Genomic DNA, 13,271 nt, shown 5'->3' on the forward strand with positions numbered 1-13,271 from the left:
CAGGTTTAATTCAATTTATAGTGTTCTGCCAGCTCTTTAAATGCATGCACCTGTTCTTCTATCCACTGTTCGTCTTTTCCAAGTGCTTTTGCCATGATGGCGGCAACCGGTTCCGCAATGCGGACACTCTCTTTTGCATCCAGCAGTAACGCCCGCGTTCTGCGTGATAATACGTCCTCAAGCGTCCGTGCCATTTCATGCTCAACAGCCCATAATACCTGAACTTCATGGATATGCAGGCTTTCGCTGATCCAGTTGTCCGCATTTCCATTCATACGCTGACGCAATAATCCTGCATCACTTCCATAGAAATACAGCGGATCATTCCAGTCCATATTATCCGCAGCTCCATGTACATGCAAATGCTCTGTTGCTGTCTGTCTTTGTTTCCAGTGTAATTCCTTCTCGATCCTGTTGATCATGTCTTCGCCCATCTTGCGGTAAGTGGTCCACTTGCCTCCGAGTATGGTAAACAATCCTGATCCGGTAACCATGATCTTATGGCTGCGAGAAATTTCTTTGGTGCGTTGTCCGTCACCCTGTGGTGCGGCAAGCGGACGAAGGCCTGCAAACACACTCAGCACATCCGAACGTTGCGGATGTGTGGTGAGATAACCTGCAGCAGTATCGAGAATAAACTGGATCTCCTGTTCCAGTGCAACGGGCTCGAGACTTGCCGCATCGATCGGGGTATCTGTTGTACCAACCACAAGTTTATCATGCCAGGGCACAACAAACAGTACACGGCCATCTGCAGTTTTAGGGATCATCAGTGCGGTAGACGAATCCTGGAATTTTTTATCCAGCACAACATGTACACCCTGGCTCACACAAATGCTTTTGGGAGCTGAGGGATTATCCATCTTTAATATATCATCTACAAAAACACCTGTGGCATTGATCACAGCCTTGCCTTTGATCTCGAAAGATCTTCCTGTTTCCGTGTCCTGCGCTTTAACGCCTGTGATCTTATCACCGGTTTTGAGCAGGCCGGTTACTTTTATATAATTAATGGCATAACCCCCTTTTTCAAAAATGGTCTGGGCAAGGTTGATAGCCAGTCGCGAGTCATCAAATTGCCCGTCGTGATAAAGCACCCCGCCTACCAAACCCTGTTGTTTGATGCTCGGAAGTCTTTCAATGGTTTCTTTGCGGGAAATGAATATGGAAGAACCCAGGCTTAACCTGCCCGAGATCCAATCGTATAATTTAAGACCGATGGTGTACTTGATCTTGTCGAAAAAACTGTAGACAGGAATAACGAACGACTGGTTACGAACCAGGTGCGGTGCATTTTTATACAGCAATCCGCGCTCTACGCTTGCTTCACGCACCAGTGCAATATCGCCCTGGGCAAGATAACGCACACCACCGTGTACCAGTTTGGTGCTTTTGCTGGAAGTGGATTTTGCAAAGTCTGACTGTTCGAGCAATAAAACCTTGTAACCTCTTGAAGCGGCTTCCAGTGCAGCTCCCAGCCCGGTAGCCCCACCGCCGATCACAATAATATCCCATTCTGTACCGGTGTTCTCCAGTACAGGGATGCATTCCTTACGAATCATTCTTTCTCCCTGCAGCAATCTTGTCATTACCTTTCGTTTATTTCACTTCGTTTCGATAAATCACAAATCGAAACAAATAAAAAGTAGAATGAAAGTAAAAACAATTATTCAAAACAAATAGAAAAACAAAAAAATAATATTACGAAGCACGACAAAAAGAATTTTCCAGGACTATTATTGTATGTTTTCATATTGATAATCAATTAATTAACAGACAATTATTACCCGCAATTCGCCTTTTTCGGAATATATAGCTAAGTTTGACGGGTTAACGAGTGCCGCTTATGAGTAATCTTACGACCCGTCACCAGCACATTCTTGCGAAACTTAAAAAAGTAGGCAGTGTGGAAGTGCTGGATCTCTGCGAAGAACTGAAAGTCTCTTCAGTAACCATCCGAAAGGACCTGAAACTGCTGGAAGACAAGAACCTCCTCTACAGGACCCATGGCGGCGGCACTTTAAAAAACCCTTATGCCGGAGATCGCTCCGTAAATGAAAAGGAAAAGATCAATGCTTCCGAAAAGGAAAATATCGGCAAGGCAGCAGCCGCACTGATAGAGCAGAACGACTGTATTGTGATCGGTTCCGGAACCACCGTGCAGGCACTGGCCAGGCATATACAACCGCAGGGAAGTCTTACGGTGATCACAGCTGCGCTTCCCGTAGCAGCTACGCTCATTCATCATCCCGAAACGGAAATACTGCAGTTGGGCGGTGTATTGCGTAAAAGCTCGCTCTCTGCCACCGGCTCTTACGCAGAGAAAATCCTGGATGATTTTTCCTGCAGCAAGTTCTTCCTCGGTGTAGACGGGATCGATGTTGAGTTCGGTCTCACTACTACCAATGCCGCCGAAGCACAACTGAACCGGAAGATGATCAAGATTGCACAGAAGACGATCGTACTGGCCGATTCATCCAAATTCGGCAAACGCGGTTACGGAAAGATCTGCCGCCTCGAAGATGTACAGCAGATCATTACAGATAAAGGTATTTCCCCGCATACTGCCGGCGTGCTCAAGAGCATGGGCATTGAAGTAACCATCGTATAACCAGGCGCTCATTACATGCAATACGACGATACATATTATATGCAGCAGGCCCTTAAGGAAGCGCAGCAGGCCTACGATGCGGGAGAAGTTCCCGTAGGCGCGATCGTGGTGATGAACAACCGCATTATTGCACGCGGACATAACCAGGTAGAAATGCTGAACGATTCTACTGCCCATGCGGAAATTATTGCCCTTACTTCGGCCTACAATTATCTCGGTTCAAAATATCTTCCCGAAGCAACATTGTATGTAACCGTTGAGCCCTGCCTTATGTGCTGCGGCGCGCTGTACTGGGGGAAGATCGGAAAGATCGTTTATGGTGCCGATGATGAGAAGAACGGCTATAAACACATTACACAGGAGAATTGGCCCTTCCATCCCAAAACAGAACTGGTTAAAGGGATCCTGGCCGGCGAATGTGCAGAACTGATGCGCGCTTTCTTCCGGGAAAGAAGATAACCCAGGCTTTCGTGACACGGAAGATTTCATTTAATAACACGCATTCTTAACGGTAAGCATTAAATTTGTGTACAGTTAAGATGTACGCATCTCTATTCTTTAATCATCCTTTTAAAACTTACGTTATGGCTTTTACATTAGCACCTTTACCTTATGCATATGAAGCGTTAGAACCGCATATCGACACTACTACCATGCAGATCCACCATGGTAAGCACCACCAGGCTTATGTAGATAACCTGAATAAAGCTGTGGCAGGTACTCCCAACGAAGGAAAATCCCTCGAAGAACTGGTTGCAGCTGCAGGCAGCATCAGTCCCGCTGTACGTAACAATGGCGGCGGTCACTGGAACCATACTTTTTTCTGGGAAAGCCTTGCGGCTAATGCAGGCGGTACTCCTTCAGGTGCACTGGCCGATGCAATCAATGCAGCTTTCGGTTCTTTCGATGCATTCAAAGAAAAATTCGCTAACGCAGGTATGACCCGCTTCGGAAGCGGCTGGGCATGGCTGATCGTTAAAGACGGCAAACTCGAAGTATCTTCAACACCTAACCAAGACAATCCGCTGATGGATGTTGCTGAAGTAAAAGGTACTCCTATCCTCGGCGCAGATGTTTGGGAACATGCTTACTACCTCAAATACCAGAATCGCCGCGCTGATTACCTGGCTGCATTCTGGAATGTGGTGAACTGGAATAAAGTGGCTGAACGTTTTGCTGCCGCAAAATAACCAGCTCTCCGAAAAATAGTTTTACTTTGAAGTCCTGCTTAACCGCAGGGCTTTTTTTATAATTGCTTAACCATCATCAAACCTTAAGAAATGAAACAGCTGACTGCATGCCTGTTCCTGGTTGTACTGTTATCTGCCTGTGCCGGTAACCAGAAAAAAGTAACTGTGCTGAGTAAAGGCGCTGCGGATGTAAATACCGACGCCAAAACAATTGTTGCCACCGATGGCAGCGGACATGAAGAAAAAACCGTGACCGTTTCCGGCGACAAAGTGGTGTTCAAACTCCAGTCGCCGGCGGGTGATGCAAGTGTTGAGCTCAAGGAAAATGGTTATTATATCATCAACGTGAAAAACGATACCATCATCGGCAGTTATGTACCTTACAATGCGCCAAAGCAAACACAGGATGTGATCTCACAGGATGTGCTGAAGCAACGTATCGATTCTCTCAACCAGTTGATAGAAAACAAGAATGTAAGTGCAGCCAACAGGAATTTCTATATCCTTCCTAACACTGCTGTGAGGATCAGCGATAACCTGGATGCTATTGTTGTTACCCCTTATCACCAGATGCGCTCTATTGAAAAGACCGGCGATAAGGATCCTGAAGTTTACCGCTTCTACAGCATCAAGGAAATGCGTGAAAATATCGCCAAGTTACAGGCGCTTACCGTTCCTGATAAAAAATAAACACTCTGTTCTAAAATACCGAAGCGTGGATGCAGCAATGTATCCGCGCTTTTTTATGGTACGGGGTCATACCCGCTGCCGCCTCCGGGTCTGCACCTGCTGATTCGTTTTGCAGCGAGCCAGGTTCCCCTGAACACACCATGTTTTTTCAGCGCTTCCGAGGCATATTGGGAGCAGGTTGGTGTAAAGCGGCACTTAGGCCCCATCATTGGCGAGATCACCAGCTGGTAGATCTTGATGAGCAGGATAAAAGGATATGCAAGTATTTTAAGGATGCTTTTCATTGCCCAGTTCTTTTATAAGCCTGTTAAGCACTTGCGGCATTTTCTGACCGAGCAGGTCTTTCTCAGGCAGTTCCCTGCCGATGTACAGAAAAAAAACAGCCACACCATAAGCCTGCGTTTCCATAAATGTATGCAGTTCCTGTTTGTTGAGCCTGTAATGTTCACGCAGCAAACGTTTGATCCGGTTACGTTGTACTGCCTTTTTGAAGTTCCGCGCGCTAACGCCCACACCCGCATTGACCCCGGTATGTTCCTGCTGCATGTAAAAGACCTTTACCGGGAATACCAGGAAGCTTTTCCCGCCCGCAAACAGGCTTTCCAGCTGCTTGCGGCTCTTGAGCTTTTCTTTACGGTTATAGGAGAATTGAGATGCCATTTATGCTACGAAACTAAAAAAGTCCCGATCCGCAGGAGCGGAACGGGACTTATATTTTTTCATGATCTGTTCCTTTAACGGAACGATCGCTTATTTTAATCCTTTTTCGCTGGAAACCGTGAGTTTCTTGCGACCTTTCGCACGGCGGCTTGCCAGTACTTTACGGCCATTCGCTGTTGCCATACGTTTGCGGAATCCGTGAACGGATTTACGGCGGCGCTTATGCGGTTGAAATGTACGTTTCATAATTACGTTGTTTAACTAACCCAAAAAAATTGTTTCATTTCAATGCTGCAGTCACCATACTGCTGCCTGTGAAAGGACGGCAAAGGTAAGGGAATCCCATTAATATCCGTATCAGAAACAGGCGATTTTTAGGTGCTGCGGGACCGTTATTTAGAAAATTTCTATATAATGGCCTTACAAAACGGCTTTTATCCCGTTTCCGGCCGTCAGATCAACCTGGCTGGCTGCAATTTCCCGGCCCATAAAGATCCGGCCATGCCTGTTGAAATCACTGGCCGAATCCGTCGTGTAGTACCTTACAGCAGCGTTCCGGCCACATTTTTCAGCCAGTTCCGGGTGTCTTTGCAGGTATTCTGCCAGGCTTGCAGCCACGATCTCACCTTGGGAAAGTATGGTTGTCCCCGGCGCACTGTACTTCCGGATCTTATCGATCAGCAGCGGGTAATGTGTGCAGGCCAGCAGTAAGGTATCGATCGAAGCTGATTTGGCGAGCAGTTGCTGCAGGTGCTGCTGTATAAAATAATCTGCCCCCGGCTTGTCGTATTCGTCATTCTCTACCAGCGGCACCCACATGGGACAGGCTTCCTGGTACACCTTCAGTCCGGGGAAAAAACGGGCTATTTCTATGGGATAACTTTCACTCAGAACGGTTCCGGCAGTACCAAGTACGCCTACATGGCCTGTTTTCGAATAGTTGCCTATTACTTCCGTAGTAGGCCTGATCACTCCAAGCACTCTTTTACCGGGACCGATCTTTGGAAGATCATTCTGCTGAATCGTACGCAATGCTTTTGCAGAAGCCGTATTACAGGCAAGGATCACCAGTTCGCAGCCCTGCCTGAAAAACCACTGTACACATTCAAGCGTATAGTGATAAACCGTTTCGAAAGACCTTGGGCCATAAGGTGCGCGGGCATTGTCGCCGAGATAGATATAATCGTAATCCGGCAAGGACTTAACGATTTCCTTCAGAACAGTCAGGCCGCCATAGCCGCTGTCGAACACACCGATCGGAGCCTTTTGTTTTTCCTGCATAGCCATCAAAATTACGGCCCTCACCGTTAATGATGAGGGCCGTAAACAATTCTTTTATGACGGGATCAGATTATCCGCGTGGTTTTGTGCCGGCAGGAGCAGAAGTTGCTGGTTTGGCAGCACCACCGCCTGACTGACGTTTCCACTCGTCTTCCAGTTCTTTAGGCAGCTGGAGTTTCAGTTTCATTGCAACCCTTACCGTTACGTTATCCAGCAGGGGAGCGTTCACATAAGGTGATAATGCATCCTGACGCAGTACGTAAGTGTATTTCTGTTCTGCAACTACTTCATTCAGTGCAGTTACGATCTTCTGCATGAAAGGAGCCAGCAGTTCCTGTTTTTTGTTCTCTTCCAGTTCTGCCTGGTAATCCTGCCACCTGAGCAGTTTGTATTTCAGCTTGTTGATATCGTTCATCGCCATTTCCCTTGCTTTAGGAGACATGGTAGCAGAATCTCTTTTGAACAGACTATCACGATGCTGATAGTCGCTCAGCGTATAGTCGTATTCACCTCTCAGAGAATCCATCCTGTAGCTGTTCAGCAGGGTATCAATTTTCTGGATGCCTGGCATTGCGCCGAGCAGCTGCTGCTCATCAAAATAACCTATTTTGAGTTGCTGTGCCTCTGCCTGGTTAACCATCAGGAAACTTGCTGCAAAAGCCACACACACAAATAATACTTTCTTCATTGTTGTGAGAGTTTATGTTTGTTTTTGTTTTACTTATCTTATTCCCAGCTCCCTCAGCACTTCGTCGCTCTTATCCAGCTTGGGGTCGGCAAATATAACGGTAATTCCTTCACTTTTATCCAATACAAAATCATAAGATCTTGCCAATGCCAGTTTCTGAACAGCATTGTAAACCCTGTCCTGCACAGGTTTAACAAGTCTTTGTCTTTCTTTGAAAAGATCCCCTTCATAACCGAAGCGTTTTTTCTGGAGATCGCGGATTTCCTTTTCCTTCATGAACAGTTCGTCTTCCCGTTTCTTTTTCAGGTCTTCGGTAAGCATAAACTGTTCTGCTTCGTAATTCTTGTACATTTTGTCCAGTTGTGCCTGCTTATCATCTATTTCTTTCTGCCACTGTTCCCCTATCTGCTGCAGTTTTTTATCTGCATCCCTGTACTCAGGTATTTTTTCCAGGATGTACTTGGTATCGATAATAGCGTAACGTTGTTGCGCCTGTGCGGCAACTGTCATCAGCATCAGCACCAGCGGGAGGATCAGTGTTTTTTTCATAACAGATGTTTAGGTTTTCGGTTATTCCGGTTCAAAACCGAGCATAAATGTAAATCTTGCTGCGTCTTTTAACGCGCTTCCGGGGGTAAACCTATCCAATCCTATGCCATAATCAAATCCAAGCAGACCGAACATCGGCAGGAAGAACCTCATACCAAGACCCACTGAACGGCGTAACTGGAACGGGTTATAATCTTTCATGCTGTACCAGCCGTTGGCCGCTTCAAAGAAGCCAAGGGCAAAAATGGTACTGCTCGGGTTGAGGCTGAGCGGGTAGCGCAGCTCCATGCTGTACTTATTGAATATTGTAAAATACTGGCTCGCGTTCTGCTTGTCAGGATTCACTTTCGGATTCGAGTTGTCGTATACCGGGTAACCTCTGTGGGCGATGATATCATAACCCAGCAGCGCAAACTGGTTGCTCAGACCCGCATCACCCACCTGGAATCTTTCAAACGGAGAGATCTGCAGATCCGGGTTGAACCTGCCCAGGAAACCGAATTTAGCGGAGGTCTTCAGTACAAACTGCTTGTTGCGGTCTTCCCCGTGCGGTTTGCCGAGCGGCACATACCACTCACCATTGAATCTCCATTTGTGGTATTCGATCCAGTTATACGGATTTTCTTTTGATCCGATGTTCTTGTCGATCAGCGAGTACGGCGGTGTTACCTGCAGGCTCAGCAGGAACGTTGAACCCGAACGGGGGAACAGCGGCTGATCCACAGATGAACGCTGCAATGCCACCCTGAAGTTCAGGTTGTTTACAATGCCGTTGTCGAAGCCCGGCAGGTTGGTCGGGTCAATGGCATAGTTGCTCAGCTTATACCTCGTATAGTTGATACCCATCGACAGTGAGAAATAGTCATCCGGCCATTTCAGCTGTTTTGCCAGGCTCAGTGTTGCACCGGTAGTGGAAATATATCTTGTATTCGCTACGTCCGGATCATATGCTCCAGTTGTAGGATCATAAGTCTGGCCATACTTCGTATTGAAGATGCTGAAAGTAAGCGCATTCCTTTTCTTACCGCCCAGCCATGGTTCGGTGAACGAGAAGTTATAGGAACGGAATGCTTTACCGTTACTCTGTACACGTACGCTGAGTTTCTGGCCGTCTCCCATTGGTAACGGATCCCAGGCCGATTTCTTCCAGATATTACGGATTGAGAAGTTGTTGAAGGTTACACCCAGTGTTCCCGTAAGACCAATGGCTCCGCCCCAACCTGCACTCAGTTCAAGCTGATCGCTCGATTTCTCTTCCACGCTGTAGTTGATGTCCACAGTTCCGTCGTCCGGATTGGGAACGGGTGTGATACCGATCTTTTCCTGGTTGAAATAATTCAGCTGCGCGATCTCACGCTGTGAACGAACCAGCATCTGGCGGCTGAATTTATCACCCGGGATAGTACGGATCTCCCTGCGGATCACGTGCTCCTTGGTACGGTCATTACCACTGATGCGGATATTTTTGATGGTCGCCTGCGGACCTTCAATAATACGGATCTCATAATCGATGGTATCACGGTATACCGCAGTTTCAACCGGGTCTGTACGGAAGAACAGGTAACCGTCATCCTGGTAAAGTCCGCTGATATCGCCACCATCCGGAGATGCGGATTTACCCAGTTTTTTATTGAGCAGTTCCAGGTTATAGATATCCCCCTTGCGTATGCCGAGGATCAGTGTAAGTTGCGAATCGGAATATTTGGTATTCCCTCTCCAGGTGATATTACCGAAATAGTATTTATTCCCTTCGTTCATCTTGATATCGATGTTCAGGTCACCTTTTTCGGTATGATACACCGTATCCTGCTCGATCATCGCATCACGATAACCCATCGAGTTATAATATTCCAGCAGGTTCTCTTTATCCTGCTCATATTTTTTCTCGTCGAATTTCGCAGATGAAAGTTTAAGCCTCACATAAGGATCCAGTATTTTTTTGGTTTTAGCGGGGATCAGGTAACCATATTCTTTCAGGTATTCATTGAACGTATAACGTTTTACCGGAACGATCTGGCCTTTATCGAATGTAGGATGGAGCGTGAAGCGGGATTTTTCCTTGGTATCTTTCAGTTGTTTTTTCAGTTTACCCGCATCTACTGTATTACCGCCAAAGTTGATATTATTGATCTTTACCTTTGAACCTTTCTCTACAATAAAGTTCAGCGAGATGGTATTGTTATCGCGTGTGGTATCCAGTTTCTCGATCACCGTAACCCTTGAATCGCGGAAACCTTTTTCCGCATAGAACTTCTTGATCGCCTCCACCGCAGATATTTTCATATTCTCCGTTACCACGCGGTTCGGAACCAGGCCGGTCTTACCCTGCAGGTCTTCCGCCTCTCCTTTTTTCACTCCTGTAAAATGGTACGTTGAAAGACGTGCACGTTCCGTTACCGCTATCTCGATTTCGATGTCTTTACCCTGGAGCTTTGTGATGTAAATCTCTACATCAGAGAAATAATTCTGCCCCCAGAGCTTGGTGATCGCTTTTGAAAAGTTATCGCCGCCGGGAATAGTCAGTTCATCTCCTACATTAATATTCGCGATTGAAATAAGCAGGTTCTCATCGAAGAAACGGTTACCGGTTACCTTAACCGCTGCTACTTTATATTTTTTCGGTGTTTTCTGATTGAAGATATTCAGCAGATCTGCATCTATTGAAGTGATGACGGTATCGGGCTCTGATGTTGTTTGTTGTGACCAGGCCGAGGAACTCACCAGTGATGTTACTAAAGCCAACACTAAAATTTTGTACACTTTCTGCATCCGTTTCGGTTTGTGATATTGCTGGCTGAAAGTACAGCACAAGTAGCTTCCAGCAATGGGTTCGGTTATTTTAAGCGGGGCAAATTAACGGGAATTATTAAAAGTCTTTGTTAAAACAACCACCTATTTTATATTATAATATTTTAATATTATGAAGCCAGTTCAGTTTCCTCCTGTATCTGGTGACCGGTTTTGCCGAATCTGCGCTGTCTCGACTGGTAATTCACAATGGCTTCGTACAGGTTTTCCTTCCTGAAATCGGGCCAGCGCGTATCGGTGAAATAAAGTTCTGCATAAGCCAGCTGGTACAGCAGGAAATTGCTGATCCTGTACTCCCCGCTGGTGCGGATCATCAGTTCCGGATCGGGGAACTGGCTGGTGGAAAGGTATTGCTGCAGTGTTTCCTGGCTGATCGATTCCGGGTTGATCTTACCGGCTTTCACATCCAGGCCTATATTTTTTACAGCATTCACCAGCTCCCACCGGCTGCTGTAACTGAGCGCCATGATCAGGTTCAGACCGGTATTGGCTGCCGTCATATCCAGTGCTTCCTGCAGTTCCTGCCTCGCGTAATCCGGGAGCATGTTCAGGTCGCCGATCACATGCAGACGGATATTATTCTTATTCAGTACGGGAACTTCCTTGCGGATGGTATCTACCAGGAGTGCCATCAGACCCTGCACTTCGTTCTCCGGCCGGTCCCAGTTTTCTGTGCTGAATGCATAGAGCGTTAAATAGCCGATGCCCAGTTCTGCTGCACCTTCCACAATATTGCGAACGCTTTCCACACCGTGAAAGTGACCGTATAAACGGTCCTGGCCCTTCTCCTCAGCCCAACGGCCATTACCATCCATAATGATGGCTATATGTTTTGGCAGCTGTGCTTTATTTATCCTGGCAAGGAGGTCTTCTGACATGGTCTTCCCTTCATTTAGGCAGCGAAATTAACAAAATCAATGGGTTGGCGCGTGGCATCCGGTAGAAAATATATTAGCTGCGGGATTCATGAAATCAGCGTTTAACCGCTGTCGGGCACCTGTACGACTGCAGATTGAAGGATATTCCTACTTTAAATGTAGCATAAGAATCTTTCTTGAGGCTGTTTCCGCGCTGGCGTCCCTTGATGCCGATAGAAGTTCCGGTTTCGTAACTTCTGTCCTGCAACAGCTGTGCCGGCGACGGTGAACCATCCGGTAACGGTGAAAATGCATCCGGTGCGTAAAAACCGCTTACATCATCCAGATAATCCGTATTGGTAAAACGGTATGTGAATTCGGTATAGATATTGGTCTTTGCGGTAATGGCATATTTAAACCCAAGGGTAAACGGTATGCTGATCGCGATCGGATTGTAGGGTTTCAGATCGGGATAAAGCGCGCTGCCCTGTCCTTCTGTACCGAGCGGACGGAGCAGGTATTTTTCCCCGGCCAGGTACGCATAAGGTTCATAGGAAAATACCCCAACCCCCAGGCCCACATAAGGCGTATAATTATACCCTTCAAATGCCGGGTTGAAGTTGAAAAAGTTGAAATCACCGGCTATGCTCAGCTCCCACACATTGCTGTTGAAGCTCAGGTTACGTGTACGCTGCACATCGTTTTTGCTGAGCGCATCGGTATAACCGAGCATGGCATAATCCCCGGAAATCCGGAGACCGATATAATTGGTAAGCTGTTTTCTGAAAAACACACCGGCCGCAATTTTAGGCCTGTTGATGTTCATATCCGGGTTAAGATCCCCGAAATAATGGCCTACACCAACGGATACACCTATCTCGCCCTGGTGGCTGAAGCTTTCCATTAACTGCGCATCAGCCTTTTGCCGGTTTAAGACAGTACATAATAACGAACAGACAATGATCTTTTTAAGCATAGTTGATCCAGGCGTAAAAGTGTGTGTGAAAATAGCACCTAATTTGATACTATAAAAGTTAATTTCTTTTATCCAGTCCCCAGGTCAGCTTGGTTCTCAGCGTAGAAAGGAAACTGTTTTCATTCAGCCTGACAAGGCTCACACAGAATTTTTCTTTTTTTACGGCAAGCTGTATTGTCCGGCTTACGATCTCTTTCCGGGCATCCATCACACAGATAAACTGGTCGGTACGGCCTTCCACTTCAAAGGAAATGATGCTGGTATCGGGTACTATGATCGATCTCACGTTCAGGTTATGCGGTGCCACCGGGGTAATGACGAAGCTGGCCGATTCCGGGAAAAGGATCGGTCCGTTACAGCTCATATTATAACCTGTAGAACCGGTTGGTGTTGCCACAATGATGCCGTCGGCCCAGTAACTGTTCAGGAATTCTCCGTTCAGGTAAGTGTGGATCTTGATCATGGGAGAAGTATCCCGTTTGTGGATCGCAAATTCATTCAGCGCAAAGGGAGCATCGCCGAAAAGGGAATCGTTCGAGTCGAGATGGATCAATGTCCGCCTGTCTACTACAAAAGTGTGGTTTACCAATGCATCTACCGCGCTGGCGAGCTCGTCTTTACTGATACTTGCCAGGAACCCGAGGCGACCGAAATTGATCCCCAGTATCGGAATATTATAATCCCGCACAAGAGTAATGGAATCGAGCATGGTGCCGTCGCCGCCTAAACTGATCAGGCAGTCGATCTGCTGGTTCAGGTCTGCCGGTTTTTCGAACGGAATGATGCTTGTTACCAGGTGCTCCGGCAGGGCAAACTGCTGGAACAGCGGATTATACAGGTAAATAGTAATATCATGCTTTGCCAGTTCACCCAGCAATACCACTAACGGGTTCTCCTGTTCCGTATCCAGTCCGCGGCTATAGATAGCTACTTTCATTCCTCTTAATTGTTTAGCTGCCTT

15 protein-coding genes are annotated in these 13,271 nt (G+C 46.8%); 4 read left to right on the forward strand and 11 right to left on the reverse strand.

Annotation, left to right across the window (positions count from 1 at the left end):
• Positions 1–5 precede the first annotated feature (5 nt).
• Entirely contained in the window at positions 6–1,589 is a 1,584-nt protein-coding gene (locus tag B5D42_RS06450) for a glycerol-3-phosphate dehydrogenase/oxidase (protein WP_245825590.1), read from the reverse strand.
• Positions 1,590–1,846: 257 nt separating this feature from the next.
• On the opposite strand from B5D42_RS06450, the gene B5D42_RS06455 reads away from it, so the two are divergent.
• The 4 genes from B5D42_RS06455 to B5D42_RS06470 all read left to right on the forward strand — a co-directional run bounded on the left by B5D42_RS06455 (position 1,847) and on the right by B5D42_RS06470 (position 4,491).
• Positions 1,847–2,611, forward strand: coding sequence for a DeoR/GlpR family DNA-binding transcription regulator (locus tag B5D42_RS06455; protein ID WP_078830645.1), 765 nt, complete (start codon positions 1,847–1,849; stop codon positions 2,609–2,611).
• 15 nt (positions 2,612–2,626) lie between these two features.
• A complete protein-coding gene (locus tag B5D42_RS06460) occupies positions 2,627–3,070 on the forward strand; it encodes a nucleoside deaminase (protein ID WP_078830646.1) in 444 nt (147 codons plus the stop codon).
• Positions 3,071–3,195: 125 nt separating this feature from the next.
• A complete protein-coding gene (locus B5D42_RS06465; protein WP_078830647.1) occupies positions 3,196–3,801 on the forward strand; it encodes a superoxide dismutase in 606 nt (201 codons plus the stop codon).
• A 90-nt stretch (positions 3,802–3,891) separates the two neighbouring features.
• Positions 3,892–4,491, forward strand: a complete 600-nt coding sequence (locus B5D42_RS06470; protein WP_078830648.1) for a hypothetical protein — start codon at positions 3,892–3,894, stop codon at positions 4,489–4,491.
• Positions 4,492–4,544: 53 nt separating this feature from the next.
• On the opposite strand, the gene yidD is transcribed toward B5D42_RS06470, so the two are convergent.
• The 10 genes from yidD to B5D42_RS06520 form a co-directional block, all read right to left on the reverse strand.
• Complete coding sequence (yidD, locus tag B5D42_RS06475; RefSeq protein WP_078830649.1) at positions 4,545–4,775, reverse strand: membrane protein insertion efficiency factor YidD; 231 nt, start codon at positions 4,773–4,775, stop codon at positions 4,545–4,547.
• Positions 4,759–5,151 carry a ribonuclease P protein component gene (rnpA, locus tag B5D42_RS06480; RefSeq protein WP_078830650.1) on the reverse strand — a complete coding sequence of 131 codons (393 nt, stop codon included), beginning with the start codon at positions 5,149–5,151 and terminating at the stop codon, positions 4,759–4,761. Before rnpA ends, yidD begins: the two co-directional genes overlap by 17 nt.
• A 90-nt stretch (positions 5,152–5,241) precedes the next feature.
• Positions 5,242–5,397, reverse strand: a complete 156-nt coding sequence (gene rpmH / locus B5D42_RS06485) for a 50S ribosomal protein L34 (protein WP_078830651.1) — start codon at positions 5,395–5,397, stop codon at positions 5,242–5,244.
• 174 nt (positions 5,398–5,571) lie between these two features.
• Positions 5,572–6,432 carry a glutamate racemase gene (murI, locus tag B5D42_RS06490; protein ID WP_078830974.1) on the reverse strand — a complete coding sequence of 287 codons (861 nt, stop codon included), beginning with the start codon at positions 6,430–6,432 and terminating at the stop codon, positions 5,572–5,574.
• 70 nt (positions 6,433–6,502) lie between these two features.
• Positions 6,503–7,120 carry an OmpH/Skp family outer membrane protein gene (locus B5D42_RS06495; protein WP_078830652.1) on the reverse strand — a complete coding sequence of 206 codons (618 nt, stop codon included), beginning with the start codon at positions 7,118–7,120 and terminating at the stop codon, positions 6,503–6,505.
• A 33-nt stretch (positions 7,121–7,153) separates the two neighbouring features.
• Complete coding sequence (locus B5D42_RS06500) at positions 7,154–7,669, reverse strand: OmpH/Skp family outer membrane protein (RefSeq protein ID WP_078830653.1); 516 nt, start codon at positions 7,667–7,669, stop codon at positions 7,154–7,156.
• 21 nt (positions 7,670–7,690) lie between these two features.
• Entirely contained in the window at positions 7,691–10,414 is a 2,724-nt protein-coding gene (locus tag B5D42_RS06505; protein ID WP_245825607.1) for a BamA/OMP85 family outer membrane protein, read from the reverse strand.
• Between the two features lie 173 nt (positions 10,415–10,587).
• A complete protein-coding gene (gene uppS, locus B5D42_RS06510) occupies positions 10,588–11,355 on the reverse strand; it encodes an undecaprenyl pyrophosphate synthase (RefSeq protein ID WP_078830655.1) in 768 nt (255 codons plus the stop codon).
• 94 nt (positions 11,356–11,449) lie between these two features.
• A complete protein-coding gene (gene porG, locus B5D42_RS06515) occupies positions 11,450–12,238 on the reverse strand; it encodes a type IX secretion system protein PorG (RefSeq protein WP_245825591.1) in 789 nt (262 codons plus the stop codon).
• Between the two features lie 130 nt (positions 12,239–12,368).
• A complete protein-coding gene (locus B5D42_RS06520; protein WP_078830657.1) occupies positions 12,369–13,247 on the reverse strand; it encodes an NAD kinase in 879 nt (292 codons plus the stop codon).
• Positions 13,248–13,271 lie beyond the last annotated feature (24 nt).

The sequence above is a fragment of the Sediminibacterium ginsengisoli genome, from assembly GCF_900167075.1.
Classification (GTDB): Bacteria; Bacteroidota; Bacteroidia; order Chitinophagales; family Chitinophagaceae; genus Sediminibacterium; species Sediminibacterium ginsengisoli.